14 protein-coding genes and 1 pseudogene are annotated in these 20,631 nt (G+C 72.5%); 9 read left to right on the forward strand and 6 right to left on the reverse strand.

Annotated features, from left to right (window positions below; genetic code table 11):
- Positions 1-23: 23 nt before the first annotated feature.
- Positions 24-1,484, reverse strand: coding sequence for a CCA tRNA nucleotidyltransferase (locus ACFYML_RS17795; RefSeq protein WP_387421633.1), 1,461 nt, complete (start codon positions 1,482-1,484; stop codon positions 24-26).
- A gap of 132 nt (positions 1,485-1,616) precedes the next feature.
- On the opposite strand from ACFYML_RS17795, the gene murJ reads away from it, so the two are divergent.
- The 7 genes from murJ to ACFYML_RS17830 all read left to right on the forward strand — a co-directional run bounded on the left by murJ (position 1,617) and on the right by ACFYML_RS17830 (position 10,175).
- The gene (gene murJ / locus ACFYML_RS17800; protein WP_387421634.1) at positions 1,617-3,371 is read left to right on the forward strand and encodes a murein biosynthesis integral membrane protein MurJ; all 1,755 of its coding nucleotides are present in this window, start codon (positions 1,617-1,619) and stop codon (positions 3,369-3,371) included.
- A 527-nt stretch (positions 3,372-3,898) separates the two neighbouring features.
- Positions 3,899-5,506, forward strand: coding sequence for a protein kinase family protein (locus ACFYML_RS17805; RefSeq protein WP_387421635.1), 1,608 nt, complete (start codon positions 3,899-3,901; stop codon positions 5,504-5,506).
- 43 nt (positions 5,507-5,549) lie between these two features.
- Complete coding sequence (gene sigM, locus ACFYML_RS17810; RefSeq protein ID WP_387421636.1) at positions 5,550-6,281, forward strand: RNA polymerase sigma factor SigM; 732 nt, start codon at positions 5,550-5,552, stop codon at positions 6,279-6,281.
- Complete coding sequence (locus ACFYML_RS17815) at positions 6,278-7,324, forward strand: hypothetical protein (protein WP_387421637.1); 1,047 nt, start codon at positions 6,278-6,280, stop codon at positions 7,322-7,324. Before sigM ends, ACFYML_RS17815 begins: the two co-directional genes overlap by 4 nt.
- Before the next feature lie 178 nt (positions 7,325-7,502).
- Positions 7,503-8,456: a thioredoxin-disulfide reductase gene (gene trxB / locus ACFYML_RS17820; RefSeq protein ID WP_357434417.1), complete on the forward strand. Its 954-nt coding sequence runs from the start codon at positions 7,503-7,505 to the stop codon at positions 8,454-8,456.
- 38 nt (positions 8,457-8,494) lie between these two features.
- Positions 8,495-8,818: a thioredoxin gene (gene trxA, locus ACFYML_RS17825; RefSeq protein WP_073836974.1), complete on the forward strand. Its 324-nt coding sequence runs from the start codon at positions 8,495-8,497 to the stop codon at positions 8,816-8,818.
- Positions 8,819-9,014: 196 nt separating this feature from the next.
- Positions 9,015-10,175: an N-acetylmuramoyl-L-alanine amidase gene (locus ACFYML_RS17830; RefSeq protein ID WP_387421638.1), complete on the forward strand. Its 1,161-nt coding sequence runs from the start codon at positions 9,015-9,017 to the stop codon at positions 10,173-10,175.
- A gap of 35 nt (positions 10,176-10,210) precedes the next feature.
- Here ACFYML_RS17830 and ACFYML_RS17835 read toward each other — a convergent pair whose 3' ends face one another.
- The gene (locus ACFYML_RS17835; protein WP_073837123.1) at positions 10,211-10,876 is read right to left on the reverse strand and encodes a GNAT family N-acetyltransferase; all 666 of its coding nucleotides are present in this window, start codon (positions 10,874-10,876) and stop codon (positions 10,211-10,213) included.
- Positions 10,877-11,283: 407 nt separating this feature from the next.
- On the opposite strand from ACFYML_RS17835, the gene ACFYML_RS17840 reads away from it, so the two are divergent.
- Positions 11,284-12,597 (forward strand): PLP-dependent aminotransferase family protein, encoded by a 1,314-nt coding sequence (locus ACFYML_RS17840; protein ID WP_387421639.1) that lies wholly within the window; start codon positions 11,284-11,286, stop codon positions 12,595-12,597.
- A 7-nt stretch (positions 12,598-12,604) separates the two neighbouring features.
- Positions 12,605-13,603: a D-alanine--D-alanine ligase gene (locus ACFYML_RS17845; protein WP_387421640.1), complete on the forward strand. Its 999-nt coding sequence runs from the start codon at positions 12,605-12,607 to the stop codon at positions 13,601-13,603.
- A 192-nt stretch (positions 13,604-13,795) separates the two neighbouring features.
- Here ACFYML_RS17845 and ACFYML_RS17850 read toward each other — a convergent pair.
- From ACFYML_RS17850 to rsmG, 4 genes and pseudogenes are all read right to left on the reverse strand, one after another.
- Positions 13,796-14,381: pseudogene (locus ACFYML_RS17850) on the reverse strand (hypothetical protein); the annotation flags it as partial.
- A gap of 2,811 nt (positions 14,382-17,192) precedes the next feature.
- Positions 17,193-18,218 carry a ParB/RepB/Spo0J family partition protein gene (locus ACFYML_RS17855; protein WP_387421641.1) on the reverse strand — a complete coding sequence of 342 codons (1,026 nt, stop codon included), beginning with the start codon at positions 18,216-18,218 and terminating at the stop codon, positions 17,193-17,195.
- A 27-nt stretch (positions 18,219-18,245) separates the two neighbouring features.
- A complete protein-coding gene (locus ACFYML_RS17860) occupies positions 18,246-19,595 on the reverse strand; it encodes an AAA family ATPase (protein WP_387421642.1) in 1,350 nt (449 codons plus the stop codon).
- A 225-nt stretch (positions 19,596-19,820) separates the two neighbouring features.
- The gene (gene rsmG / locus ACFYML_RS17865; RefSeq protein WP_387421726.1) at positions 19,821-20,546 is read right to left on the reverse strand and encodes a 16S rRNA (guanine(527)-N(7))-methyltransferase RsmG; all 726 of its coding nucleotides are present in this window, start codon (positions 20,544-20,546) and stop codon (positions 19,821-19,823) included.
- Positions 20,547-20,631: the final 85 nt, after the last annotated feature.

A 20,631-nucleotide genomic window follows, 5' to 3' on the forward strand; every position in this document is an offset into this window, starting at 1 on the left:
TCCGGCGGGCGCCGTCGTGATCGTCAGTCGAGGACGCCCTGCTCCCGGGCCCACCGCAGCAGCTCCGCCTCGGCCTCCTCGCGGTCCAGCGGGCCGTGCTCCAGGCGCAGCTCCTTGAGGTGCTGCCACGCCTTGCCGACCAGCGGTCCCGGCGGCACGCCGAGCAGTTCCATGATCGCGTTGCCGTCCAGGTCGGGCCGGACCCGGGCCAGGTCCTCCTCGGCGGCGATCCGGGCGATCCGCTCCTCCAGCGCGTCGTAGTCGGCCGCGAGCTGGGCCGCCTTGCGCCGGTTGCGGGTGGTGACGTCCGATCGGGTCAGCCTGTGCAGCCGGGGCAGCAGGTCGCCGGCGTCGGTGACGTACCGGCGCACCGCGGAGTCGGTCCACTCGCCCCGGCCGTACCCGTAGAAGCGCAGGTGCAGCGCGACCAGCTTGACCACCAGGGCGGTGACGTCCTTGGGGTAGCGCAGGGCCTTCATCCGGGCCTTGGTCAGCCGGGCGCCGACCACCTCGTGGTGGTGGAAGCTGACCCGGCCGTCCGGGCCGACCGCCTTGGTGGCCGGTTTGCCGGCGTCGTGCATTAGCGCGGCCATCCGGAGCACGAAATCGCAGCCGTCCGACTCCAGCCCTATCGCGTTGCTGACCACGGTGAGGGTGTGCTCGTAGACGTCCTTGTGCTGGGCGTGCTCGTCGATCTCCAGCTTCAGGCTGGAGAGTTCGGGGATGAACCGGTCGGCCAGCCCGGTGTCGACCAGCAGCCGCAGCCCGGTGATCGGGTCCGCGCCGCAGAGCAGCTTGGTGAACTCGTCCCGAATCCGCTCGGCGGTGATCCGGTCCAGGTCGGCGGCCATCCGGGTCATCGCCTCGCGGACGTCCGGGTGGACCGCGAAGCGGAGCTGGGCGGCGAACCGGGCCGCGCGCAGCATCCGCAGCGGGTCGTCGCCGAACGACTCCCGGGGCGTGCCCGGGGTACGGATGATCTTGGCGGCCAGGTCGGCCAGCCCGCCGTACGGGTCGGTGAACCGGTGGTCGGGGACGCTGACCGCCATCGCGTTGATGGTGAAGTCCCGGCGCTTGAGGTCGTCGACCAGGCTGGTGCCGTACTCGACGATCGGGTTGCGGCTGACCTGGTCGTACGCCTCCGCCCGGAAGGTGGTGATCTCCAGACGGAGCCCGGCGCGCTGGCAGCCGATGGTGCCGAACTCCCGCCCGGTCTCCCAGATCGACTCCGCCCAGCCCCGGACGATGTCGAGCGTCTGGTCCGGGTGGGCGTCGGTGCAGAAGTCGAGATCCTCGCCGAGGCGACCGAGCAGCGCGTCCCGGACCGATCCGCCCACCAGGTGCAGTTCGTGACCGGCCCTGGCGAACCGCCGGCCGAGTTCGTCGGCGACCGGCGAGACGCGGAGCAGTTCGGCGACGGCGTTACGCTGCGCGGCGGTCAGCTCGCGGCGGTCGGCGGCGTGGGAGGCGGAGGCTTCGGACATGGGATCGCCAGCCTATCGGTCCGGACCGGAGGGTACTGCGCCGGGCGTGGGTAAGCGGTCGAGGTTGACTAAGGTCATGGGCGTGCGGGCCCGGTGGTCCGGCTCCGACGTAGTACCCCTTGGAGGCTGGAGATGAGCGGCGGGCTGTACCGCAGCGCGAACGCGCACGGTGGCGGCCAGCCGCCGGACGACGGGGCCACCTTCATCTCCGCGGAGCCGCTGAACCAGCCGGGCGTGGCGGCCACCGCGCCCCCGCAGGAGGTGGTCGCGGAGACCAGCGCCGCGGCGAACAGCGCGGTGATGGCGATCGGCAGCCTGGTCAGCCGGGGTACGGGCTTCGTCCGCAACCTGATGATCGGCGCCGCCCTCGGCAACGCGGTCGGCAACGTCTACACCACCGCCCAGTTCCTGCCGAACCAGGTGTACGAGTTCCTGCTCGGCGGCGTGCTCACCAGCGTGCTGATCCCGGTGCTGGTCCGGCGTCGCAAGATCGATCCGGACCGGGGCGAGGCGTACGCGCAGCGGCTGCTGACCCTGGCGGTGCTCACGCTGGCCGCTGCCGCGCTAATCGCGGTGGCCCTCGCTCCGGTGATCACCGCGATCTACGCCAGTGGCAAGGGCGGTGACTACACCGGCCTGGTCAACCGCCTGTCCTACCTGATGCTGCCGATGCTCTTCTTCACCGGGGTGAGCGCGCTGATCGCCGCGGTGCTGAACACCCGGGGGCACTTCGCCGCACCCATGTGGGCGCCGATCCTGAACAACCTCGTGGTGATCGGCGTCTTCGGCCTGTACATCGGCGTCTACGGCGCCAAGCCTCTGCTGCCGGGGCAGATGACCCCCGGCCGGATCCTGCTGGTCGGCGGCGGCACCCTGCTCGGCGTGGCGGTGCAGGCCGCCGGCCTGCTGCCCGCGCTGCGCCGGGTCGGCTTCCGGTGGAAGTGGCGGTTCGACTTCCGCGAGCTCGGCCTGCGCGAGCTGGGCCGGCTCGGGGCGTGGATGTTCTGCTACGTCGCGGTCAACCAGCTCGGCCTCTTCGTGGTGGTCAACCTGCTCACCCGGGCCGCCGGTGAGGGCAACAAGGGCGAGACCAAGGCCGGCCTGCTGATCTACAACAACGTCTTCCTGCTGCTGATGATGGCGCACGGCATCATCGCCGTCTCGATCATCACCGCGCTGATGCCCCGGATGAGCGCCGCCGCCGCCGAGGGCCGGTTCCGCGACGTCACCGCCGACCTGTCCCGGGGCACCCGGATGGTCAGCGCCGTCCTCGCCCCGGTCGCGGTCTGCTATGCGGTGCTGGCCGGCCCCATCTCGGTCGTGATCTTCCGGTATGGCGCCTTCACCGGCGAGAACGCGGTGGCCACCTCGACCGTGCTGCTGGTGGCGGCGGCCGGCCTGGTGCCGTTCGCGATCAGCCAGCTCTTCACCTTCGCCTTCTACGCGCTGCCGGACACCAAGACCCCCGCCATGATCAACATTCCGGTGGTGGCGCTGCGGGTGCTCCTCCAGATCGGCCTCTTCCTCGCCTTCTCGGCCACCTTCGCGGCCGCCGGCATGATGCTCGGCAACGCCATCTCCTACCTGGCGGCGGCGGTGGTCTCGGCGATGCTGCTGCGCCCCCGGGTGGGCCGGATCGGACTGGGGGCGATCATGCGGACGCTGGGCCGGGTAGTCGTCGCCGCGCTGGGCGCGGCCCTGGTAGGGCTGCTCGTGGTCCGGCTGCTCCCCGGCGACCCGGCGAACCTGAGCTGGCTCGCCGCCGCGGTCCAGTTGGTGATCGGCGGCGTGGTGATCGGCGGGACGTACCTCGGTCTGGCCATGGCGCTGCGGATCGGTGAGATCACCGAGGTGGTCGGGATGGTTCGTCGCCGCCTCGGCCGCTGACCGACCAACCTCGGCGACGGACAGTGAACGAGGATCACCAGCCTGGGGATACGGCTGTGGATAACTCGAATTTTCCCGGCCCAGTGGGCCACTCGGCCTGTGGACAACCAACCGTAAGGATGAGGGTGACCCTGCCGACCGGGGGAATCCGTCGAGGCGTCGCGGGTCCGCCCCACCGGGCGACGGCGCCAGGGCGCGGCGCGACGCCAGACCGGCCTTCATTCGGTCCGGAGCACCGCGGCGGCCGAGTTGTGGCCGCCAGCCGAGCCGGAGTCGTCGAAGCCCCTGCGCCGACCAGTTGTTGCCAACCTCTAGATTGGCTGGTGCGTGTGCCAAGGCCGAAATGGGACGCGACCGTGACCCGGTCGACCGCCCCGGTCACTGGCGTCCCACCGGCTACGGCGGGAAGATGACATGTCGAGGAACCGGGCATCCCGGGTAAGGTCGGTCTCGACGGGTACGGCAGGTGCCGACGGGGACGTCGACGCCGGTGTGCCGGTTCCTTCGATGGCAGAGCAGGAAGCCACATGCCCAGCAGCACGGGTCCATCGATCGACACGATCACCGAGGGAGGACGGGTGACCCAGGTCGGCGAGGGTCAGGAGGCGGAGGAGACTGCCCCTCCGGTCATGACCTTCGGTGCTCCCACGGTCGGTGAGCTGCTTGCCGAGCGGTATGAGCTGGTCGAGCACATCAACAACGACAGTGCGGGCCGGCTGGTGTGGCGCGGAGTCGACGTCGTGCTGCGCCGTCCCGTCGCGGTGGTCCTCCGCTACCCGGGTGGCGACTCCGCCACCGAGATGCTCCAGGCCGCCGTCGCGGCCAGCCGGGTGATCCACCCCAATCTGGTCGGCGTCTACGACGCCATCGACGAGGCCGACCGGGCGTACGTCGTACGCGAGTGGGTGGACGGCCAGTCCCTGCGTGAGATGGTCGCCGCCGACGGTCCGCTGGACCCGGCCCGGGCGACCGCCATCGGCAACGCCGTGGCCAGCGCCCTCGCCGCGGTGCACGCCACCGGCATGGTGCACGGCAACCTGCATCCCGGCACAGTCATGATCAGCGACGACGGCCGGGTGGTGCTGGCGGACGCGCGTACCGACGGCGCGGACAGCCAGGAGAACGACCTCCGGGCGGTCGGCGGGGTGCTCTACTTCGCCCTGACCGGGCACTGGCCGCACGGCGAGGCCCCGCTGCACGGCGCCACCGCCGGGCACGGCCGCGCCGCGCTCCCGGACGCGGTCCGCGACGCCAGCGGCGCCATCGCCGCACCCCGGCAGGTACGCGCCGGCGTGCCGGCGTACCTCGACGACCTCACCATGGACCTGCTCGACCCGGAGATCGCCCCACCGTCGTCGGACGTGCTGGCCGCCGAGCTGAGCCGGCTGGACGTCCCCGCCGACGACCACTTCCTGGAGCCGACCGGCCCGCTGCGCTTCACCGCCGAACCGGGCGAGGAGCCGTCGCCGCTGGCCGTCGCCGGTGGCCGGAAGGTGGCCGTGGGTGTCGCCGGGCTGCTGGCGGTGGCCCTGGTCGGGCTCCTCATCGGGATCAGCATGCTCGGCGGCGACGACAAGAAGCAGCCGAAGGAGCCGGTGGCCCGTCCGTCCAGCAGCGCGCCCGCCGGAGCCGGGAGCACGCCGGCCGCCCAGGTCCGCAAGCTCACCATCCAGGACGTCCGGATCATCGACCCGGTGGGCGACCGCCGCGAGGTGCGCGACGCCGAAAAGGTGATCGACGGCGACGAGAATGAGGGCTGGGCGACCGCCACCTACCGGAACCACGGCAAGTTCGGCGGGCTGAAGAAGGGCATGGGGATCTGGATCGACCTGGGCGCCCCGCACACGGTCAAGTCGCTGCAGGCCGTGCTGTCCCCCGGCGCCTCGGCCCAACTGCTCGCGGGGACCGAAGACTTCCCGTCCAGCTCGTCCGGCGACAAGGATCTCGTCGCCAGCTACAAGACCCAGATCGGCCAGCCGTTCGAAAAGGCCGACGGCAACAGGATGACGTTCACCGGATTCGACCCGGAGCAGAAGTACCGCTACCTGCTCTTCTGGATCACCGAGCTGCCGAAGAAGGACAGCGGGGACGGCTGGAAGCTGGAGGTCCAGGAGATCACGGTCCAGGGGTCGTGAACCGTCGGCCGCGGCTTCCGCGCCGCCTCACGTGGACGTGGTGATGGCGGGTCGCGGGGGGCGGACGCCCGAGCCGTCGACCGGGGACGGACCGCTGGCCGGGGCGTCCGACCTCGACCTGCTGCGCGCGCACGTCGCCGGCGACCGGGACGCCTTCACCGAGCTCTTCCACCGGCACCGGGACCGGCTCTGGGCGGTGGCCCTGCGTACCCTCGGCGACCGCGAGGAGGCCGCCGACGCGCTCCAGGACGCCCTGCTGTCGGCGCACCGCGCGGCGGCCCGGTTCCGTGGCGACTCGGCGGTGACCACCTGGCTGCACCGGATCGTGGTGAACGCCTGCCTGGACCGGATGCGGCGACGCCAGACGCACGCCACCGTCCCGCTGCCCGACGGCGTGCACACCGACGGGGAGCCCGGCCGGCACACCGGCGGGGTGGAGCCGGCCGCCCCGGCCCACGACCACGACACCGCCCTGGTGGTTCGCCAGGCCCTGGCCGAACTGCCGGTCGAGCAGCGGGCCGCGCTGGTCCTGGTGGACGTGCAGGGCTATCCGGTGGCCGAGGTGGCGCGGATCCTCGGTGTCGCCGAGGGGACGGTGAAGAGCCGCTGCGCCCGCGGGCGGGCCCGGCTGGCCGTGCTCCTCGGGCACCTGCGTACCGGTTCCGACGAGAAGAGGGACGTGCCGCGCGTCACCGGGGGGAACCCTCGACCGCCCGAGGGCGTCGGATCGACGTCGGGGTGGTCCCGGCGGGACGCCAGCCAGGAGGAGACGTGACTTCCCGGGAGTTCAGCGGGGTCGACCCCGACCTGCTCGCCGACTACGTCGGCGGCGCGCTGGACGGCACCCCGGAGCAGGCCACGGTGGCCCGGCTGATCGAGTCGGACCCGGCCTGGGGCGACGCGTACGCCGCGCTGGCGCGGGCGGTCGACCTGGTCCACGCCGACCTGGCCGACTGGGCCGCCGCCCCCGCGCCGGAGCTGCCGCTGGCCGTGACGGAGCGGATCACGGCGGCGCTCGCCGGCGCCGGGCCGGCCCCGACCGACGCCGCCGGGTCCGACGCCGAGGAACCGGCCGGCGTGCCCGCGCCGGACGGCCACGAGATCGTCGGTTCGGATCCGGACTCCGCCCGTCCGGCCGAGGTCCGCGCCGCTCGGACGTCGCCGCCGGCCGTCGTGCCGACCCAGCCCCGGCGGGCGGACGGGGCGACGCGGCCGGCCGAACGCCCGGCCCGCAACACGGGACCGGGCCGGCGCTCCCGGCGCTGGGCCCGGATCGCCGGGCCGGTCGCCCTGGCGGCCGCTTCGGTCACCGCGGTCGGGTTCGGGATCAGCCACCTGGTCGGCGCCAACCGCGGCGTGACGTCGATGGCGGACAACGCCGGGCCGGCCGCTGGCCGGGCGCAGCCGGAGCTGGCCACGGCGGCCAGCGCGCCCTTCCGGACCGCCGCACCGCCCCAGCACAGCGGCACCGACTACAGCCCGGACCAGTTGCCCGGCAGCATCATGACGCTCGCCTCGCCCTCGGCGGTTCACAGGCCGGGGTTGGCGCCCGATGACCGGCACAAGTCGGACGCGGCCGGGCTGGAGCGGCTCACCCGCCCGGAGGCGCTGGAGTCCTGCCTCGGGGCGATCAGCGCCGAGCACCGAGCCGGGTTGATCACCCTCGATCTGGTCGACTACGCGTCGTTCCAGGGCCGGCCGGCACTCGTCGTCACCTTCGTCGACGGGAGTGGCGAGCGCTGGGCGTGGGTGAGCGGAGCCGAGTGCGGGGTGCCCGGGTCCGGCGCGGACACCCGCTTCCGCACCCGGGTAGGGTGAGGCCACGGTCACCCGGGCGTGTCCCGCCACGTGACGTGACCCACCGGATGACCGGCTCGGGAATCCCCACTTCGTACGATGACGTTCTGCAAGTCAGGCGCCGACGCCGCTGAGCCGTCGGCACTCGGGATCGACATCGGTGCGCGCCGGTGACGAACACACACATCGGGAGACGGCAGTGGACGAGGTCCGCAACCTGATCATCATCGGCTCCGGGCCGGCCGGTTACACGGCGGCGGTCTATGCCGCGCGCGCCAACCTCAAGCCGCTCGTCATCGAGGGCGTGCAGTCCGGTGGCGCCCTGATGACGACCACCGAGGTGGAGAACTTCCCCGGTTTCGCGGACGGCATCCTCGGCCCCGAGCTGATGGACAACATGCGCAAGCAGGCCGAGCGGTTCGGTGCCGAGTTCCTGACCGACGACGTGACCCGGGTCGAGCTCAAGGACACCGGCGAGACCGGCTCGGACGCGGTGAGCACCGTCTGGGTGGGCGAGACGGCCTACCGGGCGAAGGCCGTCATCCTCTCCACCGGCTCCGCCTGGCGCCCCCTGGGCGTGCCGGGTGAGCAGGAATACCTCGGCCACGGCGTGTCGTCCTGCGCCACCTGCGATGGCTTCTTCTTCCGCAACCAGCACATCGTGGTGGTCGGCGGCGGCGACTCGGCGATGGAGGAGGCCAGCTTCCTCACCCGGTTCGCCGAGTCGGTGACGATCATCCACCGCCGGGACTCGTTCCGGGCCAGCAAGATCATGGCCGACCGCGCGCTCGCCAACGACAAGATCAAGGTCGAGTGGAACACCGTGGTCGAGGAGATCCTCGGCGACGACGGCAAGGTCAGCGGCGTCCGGGTGCGGAACGTGCACACCGGCGAAGCCAAGGTGCTCGACGTCACCGGGGTCTTCGTGGCGATCGGCCACGACCCGCGCAGTGAGCTCTTCCGCGGGCAGATCGAACTCGACGACGAGGGGTACGTGAAGGTGCAGGCGCCCAGCACGCGGACGAACGTGCCGGGTGTCTTCGCCGCCGGTGACGTGGTCGACCACACCTACCGGCAGGCGATCACGGCGGCCGGTACGGGTTGCGCCGCCGCCCTGGACGCCGAGCGCTTCATCGCCACCCTGCAAGGCTGAGAAACATCTTCAGAAAAGTCCCGGAGGAGGGGTTCATAGTGGGAGCAACCAAGGCGGTCACCGACGCGAGCTTCGCGAGCGATGTGCTGAAGTCCGACAAGCCGGTCCTGGTCGACTTCTGGGCGGAGTGGTGCGGGCCGTGCCGCAAGGTCTCGCCGCTGCTCGAGGAGATCGCGGGCGAGATGGGTGACCAGGTCACCATCGTCAAGCTCAACATCGACGAGAACCCCGAGACCGCGCGGACCTACCGGGTGATGTCCGTGCCGACCCTCACCATCTTCAAAAACGGCGAGCCGGTGCAGTCCATCGCCGGCGCCAAGCCCAAGGGCGAGCTGGTCAAGCTCATCGAGTCGGCGCTCTGAGCCGATCGACGACCACGGGAACCCCCGTCGCCACCCGGCGGCGGGGGTTCCCGCTTCCCCGGACGGGTAGTCCCGACCTGCCCGAACGGGAAGCCGATAGTGACCGGCCACGGTACGCTCCGTAAGCGTCCCCAGCCATGGGGGCCACCTCCGTCGGAGTCTCCGGCCAGCCAGTGTCCGTGCAGAGGGGGTCGTCGTGCGTCCCATCCGACCCGGTGACCGGGGACCCGCCGTGACCGAGATCCGTACCGTCCTCACCGGCCTCGACCTGCTTCCGGCCGATGGGAAGGGCGACGACTTCGACGCCGAGACCGAGCGCGCCGTCCGGGCGTTCCAGCAGTCCCGCGGGCTGAGCGTGGACGGCCGGGTCGGGGCGGAGACCTGGCGGGCGCTGGACGCGGCCCGCTGGCGGTTCGGCGCCCGGGCCCTGTACCACGCGGTGCCCGAGCCGCTGATCGGCGAGGACGTCCGGTCGCTCCAGGAACGCCTCCTGGAGATGGGGTACGACGTGGGCCGGGCCGACGCCATCTACGGCATCCGCACCTCCCGGGCGGTCGCCCAGTTCCAGCGGGAGATGGGGCTGAAGCCGGACGGCGCCTGTGGCCCGCACACCATGAACGCGCTGCGCCGCCTCGGCCGGAAGGTGGTGGGCGGGCGGCCGCAGTGGCTGCGCGAGTCCGACGCCATCCGGCAGGCCGGGCCGACGCTGGTCGGGCGGACGGTGGTGATCGACCCGGGACACGGCGGCACCGACCCGGGGGTGGTGGTGCCGGACGGCCCGCTCCGCTGGACCGAGGCGGACATCGTGCACGACCTGGCCAGCCGGCTGGAGGGGCGGCTCGCCGCAGCCGGCGTACGGGTGCAGCTGACCCGCGGCCCGTCGCCGGAGACCTGCCTGCCGGACGCCGATCGTGCCCAGCTCGCCAACTCGCTCGGCGCGGACGTCTTCATCTCGCTGCACACTGACGGGCACGCCAACCCGGCGGCCAACGGAGTGGCCACCTACCACTACGGCACCGACAACGGCGTCACCTCGGCGACCGGGGAGCGGCTGGCCGGGCTGGTGCAGCGGGAGATCGTGGCCCGGACCGGGCTGCAGAACTGCCGTACCCACGCAAAGGCGTGGGACCTGCTGCGGCTGACGCGGATGCCGGCGGTCCGGGTCGAGGTGGGCTACCTGACCTCACCGGAGGATCGGGGCCGGCTGGTCGACCCGCGGTTCCGGGACAAGGTCGTCGAGGCCATCGTCGCCGCCGTACAGCGGATGTACTTCCCGATCGAGCGGGACGTGCCCACCGGCTCCATCGACGTGAGTGAGCTGCGGGCGATCGTCGCCGCCGGCACGGTGGTGGACTGACGGCGCCGAGCCGCCACAGTGCGGGCCGGGCCGGGTCAGCGCATCGACCGGGTGGCCGGGGCGGGACGCACCGGCCGGAGCAACGTCTCCGGGCTCATCGAGCCGAGCAGCTTCTCCAGCGCGTACTCGACGTCGGACTTCCAGCTGAGCGCGGTGCGCAACTCCAGCCGCAGGCGGGGGTAACGGGGGTGCGGGCGGACCGTCTTGAACCCCACCGAGAGGAAGAAGTCGGCCGGCGCGAGGCAGGCCCGGGTGGGGTCGTCCCCGTCGTCCCCGAACTTCGCGTCGCCGAACGCCTCGATCGCCTTGATGCCGCGCTTGGTGAGGTCCCGGGCCACGCCCTGGACCAGCATCCGGCCCAGGCCGCCGCCGGCGAAGGCGGGCACCACGTTGGCGGTCATCAGCAGCGCGGCGTCCGCCGAGACCGGCGAGGTGGGGAAGGCCATCGAGCGTGGAACATAGGCCGGCGGGGCGTACATGACGAAACCGGCCGGCATGCCGTCGACGTACGCGAGTTTGCCGCAGGAGCCCCACTCCAGCAGCGTCTGGGAGATCCAGGCCTCCTTCTCCAGCCCGGGGTCGCCGGCGGCGCACGCCCGGTCGGCGGAGACGGGGTCCAGCTCCCAGTAGACGCACTGCCGGCACGGGCGGGGCAGATCCTCGAGGGTGTCGAGGGTCAGACTGACCAGACGTCGCGACATGAGCGCCATCCCCACCAGTAGGCTCGGAGCGGGAACCAGCGACGGCTCCAGGTCGCGGCGCGGCGTCAGACCGGCCGTCATTCGGTCCGGACCGCCGCCCAGCGGCGCGGAGGCCGAACTATGGCCACCAGCCGAGCTGGAGTTGCCGGAGCTGACCACTCCGCCGCGTCCCTGCCCCCGACGAGCGATCGTACGCCGTTGTCCGACGGTACGGGAGAGGACGCGCGTAGGCCCACCCGGGGCGGGGAGGGCCGGTCCGGGATGTGGACTTTCTTCACATGGCGGCGCAGGTGGTGGGGGTCACGGACTACGATCGACCAACCGGTGTCCCGGGCCGCCATGGTTGCCGGTATCGCGGGTACCACATCCGGGCGGCAGCCCCGCCGACACCCGATCGAGGTGATGTCATGACCGGCACGACGCTCGACGACTACACCGACCGGTACGCCCGTCGGGTCCGGGGGATGACGGCCTCCGAGATCCGGGCACTCTTCGCGGTGGCCAGCCGGCCGGAGGTGGTCTCACTCGCCGGTGGGGCCCCGTACATCGCGGCGCTGCCGCTGGACGCGGTCGGCGAGATGCTCGGCCGGCTCGGCTCCGAGCACGGCGTCACCACCCTGCAGTACGGCATCGGTCAGGGCACCCTGGAGCTGCGCGAGCGCATCTGCGAGGTGATGTCCCTCTCCGGGATCGACGCCTCGTGCGGTGCCTCGCCCGAGGACGTGGTGGTCACCGTCGGCGGCCAGCAGGCGCTCGACCTGGTGGCCCGGCTCTTCCTGGACCCGGGCGACGTGGTGCTCGCCGAGGGCCCGACGTACGTCGGCGCGCTCGGGGTGTTCCAGGCTGCCCAGGCCCAGGTCGCCCACGTGCCGATGGACGAGCAGGGGCTGATCCCGGAGGCGCTGGAGAGCGCCATCGCCGACCTGGCCCGCGCCGGCCGGCGGGTGAAGTTCCTCTACACCATCCCGACCTACCAGAACCCGACCGGCGTGACGCTGAGCGAGGAGCGGCGCGAGCGGGTGCTCGACATCTGCGAGCGGGCCGGCCTGCTGGTGGTCGAGGACGACCCGTACGGCCAACTCGGTTTCGAGGGGGACGCGCCCGCGCCGCTGCGGGCCCGCCGGCGGGACGGGGTCTTCTACCTGAGCACCTTCTCCAAGACCTTCGCCCCCGGCCTGCGGGTGGGTTGGATCCTCGCGCCGCACGCCGTCCGCGACAAACTGGTCATCGCCAGCGAGGCGCAGATCCTCTGCCCCAGCGGTTACGCGCAGGCCGCCGTTTCGACGTACCTCGGCACCATGCCCTGGCGGGAACAGCTCAAGGTCTACCGGGAGGTCTACCGGGAGCGCCGGGACGCCATGCTCGCCGCGCTGGAGGACCTGATGCCGGCCGGCACCAGCTGGACCAACCCGGGCGGCGGCCTGTTCGTGTGGGCGACCCTGCCCGAGGGGCTCGACTCGAAGGCGATGATGCCGCGGGCGATCTCGGCCCGGGTCGCGTACGTGCCGGGCACCGGCTTCTACGCCGACGGTGCCGGCAGCGGCAACATGCGGCTCAACTTCTCCTTCCCGTCGCCGGAGCGGATCCGGGAGGGCGTCCGCCGGCTGGCCGGCGTGATGGAGCAGGAGATCGCGATGCGCCGGGTCTTCGGCGCGGTCGGCGGCTCGGGGCCGCGGCGCCGGCAGGGCGGCTCGGACGCGCCCGGTCCCGACTTGGCATGATGCCCGCATGGCCGTCAGCCCTGCCGAGCACACTTCCGTGACCGAATCCGCCGTCACCGACGAGCTGCACGTGCTGGTGCTCGCCGGTGGACTCTCGTACGAGCGGGACGTCTCCCTGCGATCCGGCCGGCGCGTGCTCGACGCGCTGCGGGCCGTCGGGGTGGAGGCCGAACTGCGGGACGCGGACGTGGCCCTGTTGCCCGCCCTGGCCGCCGACCCACCGGATGCCGTGGTGATCGCCCTGCACGGTGCCACCGGCGAGGACGGTTCGCTGCGCGGGGTGCTCGACCTGTGCGGCGTGCCCTACGTCGGCTGCGACGCCCGGGCCTCCCGGCTTGCCTGGGACAAGCCGTCGGCCAAGGCCGTGCTGCGCGAGGCCGGCATCCCCACCCCCGACTGGGTGGCCCTGCCGCACGACCGCTTCTCCGAGCTGGGCGCGGTGGCCGTGCTGGACCGGATCGCCGACCGGCTCGGCCTGCCGCTGATGATCAAGCCGGCGCAGGGTGGCTCCGGACTGGGCGCCGCGGTGGTCCGGGACGCCGCGTCGCTGCCGGCCGCCATGGTCGGTTGCTTCGCGTACGACCAGACCGCGCTGGTGGAACACTACGTGCCCGGGATGGACGTGGCGGTCTCGGTGGTGGACCTGGGCGAGGGACCGCAGGCGCTACCTCCGGTCGAGATCGTGCCGCGCAACGGCGTGTACGACTACGCCGCCCGCTACACCGCCGGCCGGACCACCTGGCACGCGCCCGCCCGGTTGGATCGGGAGACGACCGAGCGGGTGGCCGAGGTGGCGCTCGCCGCCCACGCAGCACTCGGCCTGCGCGACCTCTCCCGGGTCGATCTGATCGTCGACGCGGACGGCCAGCCGCACGTGCTGGAGGTCAACGTCTCCCCAGGGATGACCGAGACCTCGCTGCTGCCGCTGGCCATCCAGGCCGCCGGGCTGGATTTCGGGCGGGTGCTCGGCGCACTGGTCACCCGGGCCGCCGCACGTCGCCCGTAAGATCGCCTGCTCGGTCGGCTCAGCCGGCGGGCTCCTTGCCCCCCGGCCCCTTGCCCGCCGGCTCCTTGCCCGCTGCCGCTGGCTCGCGCTCAGGCTCGCTGCTCGCCGCCGCGTCGTTCTCCGGCTCCGGGATCTCCTCCGCCGCCTCGATCACCGACACGCTCTCCTCCTCCTCGGCCGTCACCCGCTCCGGCGACGGCGAGGAGAGGCTCGACGGGGCCTGCCACTGGATGCGGGGCGGCTCGGCGAGCGGGCGGCCGCCGAACTCGGCCAGCCACGCGGCGACCAGGGCCAGATTTTCCCGCCACTGCGACTCGGCGATCGGGGGCAGGATCGAGTCCCACAGGGAGAGGAACGTGCCGCGCAGTTGCAGCCGCCCGTACGGCCGCGCCAGGAACCACATGTGCAGGTGCGCCGACCCGTCGCCCCAGCGGTTGACGTGCACCCGGGCGACGCCGTCCAGCGAGCGGATGGCCCGCTCCAGGCGGACGGTCATCACGCCCAGCTCGGCGGCGAGCAGGTTCGGCAGGTCGCCGAGGTCGAGATGGGAGCGGGACTCCAGGATCAGCACCATCGGGAGGCCGGTGGGTCGGTCCATCGCGCGTACCCGCCACCGCTCGCCGACCCAGATGTACGCCTCGTCGGGGGCGTTGCAGGCGGTGCATTCCCGGTTTCCCTCGCCCCGGCGGGGCGGTTCGACCGGCACCGGATCGTCGAGCTGCTTGACGCGGAGGTCGCCCTCGAAGGGGAAGGAGGGCCACTGGGTGAAGTCCGGCACTGAGGGAGGGGTGTCCTGCACGAGGCTGACCCTAACCGAGTCGGCGACGCCTGTCCCTACCCGTTTCGTCGGTTGACGAGCGTCCGTTGTCGGTCGCCGCGATGTTGTCCACCGCGTTGTCCACAGGCCGCTGAGCTCACCACCACACCGCGTCATCCACAGCTCAACACGGCTTTCGCAGCGCTGTTTCACGTGAAACGAGGGCACCCTGTGGACAACGACTGTGGATAACCCACCGGGGATCGCGGCTGGTTGTCCACCGGATGTTCACCCCACGGCCGGGCCTTCCTACCTAACGAGCGACGGGTCAATGGGCATCGGCCTCGCTCGTTTGGTTCCAGGGCCGGACCGCGCTGGTTCGGCGCTGACCAGATGCTCGGCTTGCCTTCCCGAGGCTGCCTCCAATCCCGCCCTGCCGCGTCTCGCCTCCGGAGGCGGGTCTGCCCAGTCGCGAAGCCGGCCGGCGGAGCTCCGCCCCGGATGCCCCTGGGCGTTGGATTGCGTTGCATCTGCCCCCAGGGGCGGGGGCGGGTCCTGGCGCGGCCGGCGTCGTCCTCGTCGCGTTGGCTGAGGCGGCACCGGTTCGCCGGGCGGCGTCACCTCGTGCCCTAGCTCCAGACGCCGGTGGAGCGCGGTCGGCTTCGGCAGCGGGCGTTGGCTCAGCCTCGGCCAATCCGGCCGGATCGCGAAGGGCGCCCGCGTACCGTCCCGCCGGGCCGGCTGGCGACGGTGAGGGGGGCCACCGGGCGTCGCCGTGGAGGCCCTCAGCGGGGTGCACCAGCGGCCCTTCGTCGTCCGACACCGCCCGTCGGCCGGCCCACACCCCCGATCGGGACATCAGCCACCTCCCGACTCGCCGGGGACCACCGCACTCCTGAGCCGCAGTGCGAAGTGATGGTGCTGCCACGACCGCCACGGTCACGGCCGGTCCCGCCCGTCGGGGCGCGCCGGTGACGGCACGCCTCGGCGGTGGGGACCCCGGGCGCGGTCGGCCGGAGGACGACCAACGGTGTGGACGACCGCAGGACGACCAACGATGCGGACGGCTGCAGGACGACCAACGGTGCGGACGGCCGCAGGAAGACCAACGATGCCGCCGACAGACGATTCGGCTGCACTCCCACCCAGCCCGAGCCGGGGTCGCCGGGGCCAGGTCCGGCGCCCCGGACGGCCGCCGGGCGGGCATGGTGTTGCCGCCCGCGAGGGCGGGACTTCTCCCGGCGAGCGGAACCAGGTCGCCCCCCTCCGGCACAGGGACACAGTGCCGGTTGCGCTCGCGAGGGCGCGACGCGGCTCTGTTGGCACTGCGGCCCGGTCGGCGGTTCGCGCAACGTCGGGTCCGGATCAGTGGTGCAACTGTCGAGGCGGCCGAGGAAGCCAGCCGACTGCTGACCGCCGGCCGTCGGCGGCGACGCGCGCAGCAGCCGTCGGCGGCGACGCGCGCAGCAGCCGTTGACGGCAGTCCTTGGCATCGCCGCCACAGTCCGGCCTGAGTCGACCCCGGGGTGGGCTCCGCCCGTGCATGACGGCGACCGCTGCTCGTTGCTCCGAACGCGCCGGTTACTCCTCCCGCCTGCTCGCCTGTTTCACGTGAAACGGCCGGCCTGCCGGCGTGGCTCCGTTCCTCGCTCCGACCGTTCCCCTTTGGGGCAGGGACGGCAAGGCGGGGATCGGGCCACCGAAGGAGCGAGGCGGGCATTGACGGCGAGTCGGCCCCAGAGCCACATCAGAGCGCCGGCGTCGCGTCACGTCACGCGAGGCAGGAAGACGGCAGGCCCTCGTGCTGTGCTGGCGACGACCGGAGTCCGGCCAGCGAGCGACCTGCAATCGCTCACATGCCGGCGAGCGCCAAGGACCAGGTTCTGCTATCACCCGGACGAGCGGCCTCGTTTCACGTGAAACCAGCGAGTGCGGAGATGGACCCGAAGCGCCCTACGTCCTACCGGCGCAGCCACCCCTGACAGACGGCCGGCTCCGGAGCCAAGGCGCGCCCCGGCGCAACCCCAACGGCCAACCCCGCAACCACCACCCGCGTCGGACCGCCCACCCCGGTGTCCCGACGGGCACGTCGCCGCGCACCGCGCTACCGGCCTGCGCCAATCCGCTCCGCCGAGGTCGTTTCACGTGAAACCCGGCGATGCTCCGGCCGATGATGCCAGGGTGCTCGCTGAGCAGCCGGCCTGCCCAAACCGCCGCCAGCCCCGGTCACCCCCAGCAGCCTCCCCTCGCCACCGCTCCACGTGAAGCGTCGGCCGCAAGCATCAGCGGTCCCCACGACGGACTAGAAGCGCCAGAGCGACGGGGCTCCTCAACGAGGACGCCCGTGGATCCACCGACCCGGAGGTGTGCGCCCCACCGTCGGCCACGGTCGGGATCGCGGCGAGCGACTCGCGGGGATCACCCGGCTTGAGTCCGTATCACGCGGACCGCAGACGACCCGCTACCCTCACCGTCCGAGCCTCCCGCTACCCTCACCGTCCGAGCCTCCCAGAGGCCCGTGAGCACGACGGCAGGGCAGCGGGCAGTAGAGGACGCCTCCACGCCGGAATCGGCGGCAGGCGGGCCGCAGAGCGGGGTCGTCCACGTTCCGGAGCAGCCAACCGAGCGGCGGCAGCGGGCGGCCGAGCAACAGCCGGCACAGGAGCAGCCCCACACGGGGGCCGGGCCGCCGGTCCGAGCTTCGCGTCAGGCCGTCGGGGCGACAGGCGTCGACGGACCATTCTCCGGCGACCGCGACGAGCAGTCGCGGACCACAGACAAGTCGGCCGCGCCGTCACAGGGACGACGCGGCCGAAAACCGACGAGCGGTGCTCAGTCGCCTGGCTGTTCCTCCTGGCCCACCCCGATGATCCCGACGATCCGCTCCAGGTCGTCGACCGTGGCGAACTCGATGGTGATCTTGCCCTTGTTACGGCCGATGTCGACCTTCACCCGGGTGTCGAACCGGTCGGAGAGCCGGTCCGCGAGGTCCGTCAGCGCCGGCGCGTGCGGCTTCGGCCGGCGCTTCGCGGTCGACGTCTTCGCCGGTCCGTCGGCGAGCGCGAGGGCCACCATCTCCTCGGTGGCGCGTACGGAGATGCCCTCGGCAACGATCCGCTTGGCGAGCTGCTCCTGGGCCTCGGCGTCGTCCAGGCTGAGGAGCGCCCGGGCGTGGCCGGCCGAGAGCACCCCGGCGGCAACCCGGCGCTGCACCTGAGCGGGCAGGTTCATCAGCCGGATCGTGTTCGAGATCTGCGGCCGACTCCGGCCGATCCGACGGGCCAGCTCCTCGTGGGTGGCTCCGAACTCCTCAAGGAGCTGCTGGTATGCGGCCGCCTCCTCCAGCGGGTTCAGGTTGGCCCGGTGGATGTTCTCCAGCAGCGCGTCCCTGAGCATCGCATCGTCCTTGGTGTCCCGGACGATGGCGGGGATGCTCTCCCGGCCCACCGCCTGGGCCGCCCGCCAGCGCCGCTCGCCCATGACGAGTTCGTACTTCTCGCCGTCGAGCTGCCGTACGACGATCGGCTGGAGGAACCCCACCTCCTGGATCGAGGTCTTCAGCTCCTCCAGGGCGTCCTCGTCGAAGACCTGCCGGGGCTGCTTGGGGTTCGGCACGATGGCGTCGACCGGGATCTCGGCGAAGCGGGCTCCCGGCACCGGGCTCAGCTGCGGCTCGGGCTCCTCAACCGCTGCCGCCCCGAGGACGGCAGCGGCGGCGCCCGCCACGGCGGGGGGCGGTACCGGCGCAGCCGTCGTACTTTCGGGCTCGGCGACCGTCGGGCTGCTGCCCGGCACCGGCCCGGTGGGGATGAGGGCGCCCAGCCCTCGGCCCAGACCGCCGCGAGGACGGTTCTTCATGCGACGCCTCCCAGCGACTTCTTCGCACTACGCATTCCGGCTCACCGGCTCCTTGACGCCTCGCTCGGCGATCTCCTGGGCGGCCTCGAAGTAGCTCGTGGCCCCGCGCGAACCGGGATCGTAGGTCATCACCGACTGCCCGTAGCTGGGGGCCTCGGAGACCCGGACGTTCCGGGGGATCACGGCCTGGAGCACCTTGTCCCCGAAGTGGTTCCGGACGTCCTGCTCCACCGCGTCGGCCAGCCGGGTACGCCGGTCGTACATGGTGAGCAGGATGGTGGAGACCTCGAGCCGCGGGTTGAGGTGCTGGCGGACCAGATTGATGTTGTTGATCAGCTGGTTGAGGCCCTCCAGCGCGTAGTACTCGCACTGGATCGGAATCAGCACCTCCTGCGCGGCAACCAGCGCGTTGACGGTCAGCAGGCCGAGCGAGGGCGGGCAGTCGATGAACACGTAGTCGAAGTGCCCCGGGTAAGCGGCGATGGCGCGGGCCAGCCGGGACTCCCGGGCGACGACCGAGACCAGCTCGATCTCGGCGCCGGCCAGGTCGATGGTGGCCGGTACGCACCACAGGTTCGGGATGCCCTCGACCGTCTGGGCGACGTCCGCCAGGGGCACGCCGTCGATGAGGCAGTCGTACACGTCGGGGACGCCGGTGTGGTGCGGGACGTTGAGCCCGGTGGAGGCGTTGCCCTGCGGGTCGAGGTCGACCACCAGGACCCGGTTGCCGTGCAGGGCGAGCGCCACCGCCAGGTTCACCGTGGTCGTGGTCTTCCCCACGCCGCCCTTCTGGTTGGCGACGCACATCACCCGGGTCCGTTCGGGCCGAGGCATGGTCACCTCGCCACTGGGATTCAGGATCTGCACGGCGCGCATAGCCTCCATAGCCAACGGTGGATCATCCTCTTCGCGCGTCGGGGTTTCACCTGAAACGTACGTGCTGTCGGCGGCTTCGGCACCGTAGGCGGCGGCCGGTGGCGTGTCGGCCGCGAGATCCGGTGCGCTCTGCGGAGTGAGCTGCTGCGGCACCGCCGAGGCCGGCGGCTGCGGCTCGTAGCGCCCGGGAACAGCCGAGTTGCCGCGTGCCGGGGTGGGACGCGAGCTGGGGGCGTTCACGGGGCGCCCGGTCGGCTCGTGTGGATCCCGGGTCGGTGGCACGTTCGCCGGCACCGCCGAGGTGGGCCGGGTGCCCGCTCCGGCCGGTACGTCCCGGAGTGCCTCCGGGTCGACGTCCGGCGGACGCGTGGACGGGTCGTGGGACTCGCCACTCGCCGGCCAGCCCGGGTAGTCGGTTTCACGTGAAACGGGGTCGGCGGCAGGGGGTCGTCCTCCTGGCCCGGTCACCCGTGGATCTTCGTACCTGCCGTCGTCATGCACCTGTCATCCCTGCCCGCTCCGGATGGTCGGTCCGCACCCCGTCAATCAGGCCCCCGCGCTCGCGGCGCGGCCTACGGCCCGGCGGGAACGTCGGGTTCGGTGCCACCCGGCACCGCCGTTCCACATTATCGACGCGCGGCCAGCCTACGGCCGACGGGCGCAGCCGGTCCACGTCGGGTTCGGATCGGTCGGCCATCTCGCGTCGCGGCAACGGCAAAACCGGCGTCAGCGATCCCGGCCTTGCCCACCACGGCGGCGGCCGCCGCGCGACCGCTTGGGGCCCTTCTTGCGGACCGGGCCGACCACCCGCTCCCGCACCACCTCGATCACCGTGGCCGGCGGGTCGATCACGCCTACACCGCACCGGTGCAGCTCCGGCTCGCCACCGCCGAGCCGCGCGACCGCGTCGGCGTGCTCGGCGATCTCCTCGGCGGCGGAGGCCCCCTTGAGTGCCACCAGCCGGCCACCCGGCACCGTGAGGGGCAGGCACCACGCAGCGAGCCGGTCCAGCGCGGCCACCGCCCGCGCGGTCACGATGTCCGCGCTGAGCGCGGCGACGTCCCGGGACCCGGCCGCCGCCTCCTCCGCCCGGCCCCGGAAGACCCGGACCGATGCGGTCAGGCCGAGCTGCTGCACCGCTTCGATCAGGAAGGCGGTCCGTCGGGCGAGTGGCTCGACAAGCGTGACGGTGAGGTCGGGGCGGGCGATCGCCAGGACCAGGCCGGGCAGTCCGGCGCCGGAGCCGACATCGATCAGGCTCGCGCCCTCCGGAATCCGCTCCGCCATCGCCGCGCAGTTGAGCAGGTGCCGCTCCCAGAGCCGCGGCGTCTCGCGGGGGCCGATCAGCCCGCGCACCACGCCGTCCGTCGCGAGCAGTTCGGCGTACGCGGCAGCCAGGTCGAGTCGGTCGCCGAAGAGGGTACGGGCGGCCGCCGCCAGCTCGGGCGGCAGCGTCGCCGTGCCCGGGGACGGCGTCCCCTCACCGTTACCGCCCTCTGGAAGGGAAGGCGTCGCCGGCTCGGCGAACACCGGTTCG

Source organism: Micromonospora sp. NPDC007230, assembly GCF_042869115.1.
GTDB lineage: Bacteria > Actinomycetota > Actinomycetes > Mycobacteriales > Micromonosporaceae > Micromonospora.